This window comes from Rhizobium croatiense (assembly GCF_019793465.1).
GTDB classification, from domain to species: Bacteria; Pseudomonadota; Alphaproteobacteria; order Rhizobiales; family Rhizobiaceae; genus Rhizobium; species Rhizobium croatiense.
This window is the reverse complement of record NZ_JAILYJ010000105.1, coordinates 1-281: the sequence shown is the minus strand read 5'-3', so window position 1 is coordinate 281 and position 281 is coordinate 1. Positions and strand designations below refer to the sequence as shown.

Sequence of the window (281 nt, the reverse complement as noted above, 5' to 3'; positions counted from 1 at the left end):
TTCGCCGCCCTGGAACCAGGAGATGAACACCGTTTCCAGCGGCTCCGGCACCGAGAACTGCTCGCCGTACATTTCCTCGTTCTCGAGTTCGAAATGCTCGCCGATGCCGGCGGCGATCGGATGGCGCTGGTTGATCGTCCACAGCCGCTCGCGCTCGCCCGCCTCGCGCCATTTCAGCGCGCAGGGCGTGCCCATCAGCCGCTTGAAGATCTTCGAGAAATGACCGGAATGCAGCACCAGCAGGCCCATGCCCTCCCAGACGCGCCTGGCGACACGCTCGA

General features: G+C 64.8%; 1 protein-coding gene. It reads right to left on the bottom strand.

The features are described from left to right. A partial coding sequence (locus tag K6M89_RS30775; RefSeq protein WP_222141876.1) for a ThuA domain-containing protein occupies positions 1-281 on the bottom strand: 281 nt, incomplete at both ends.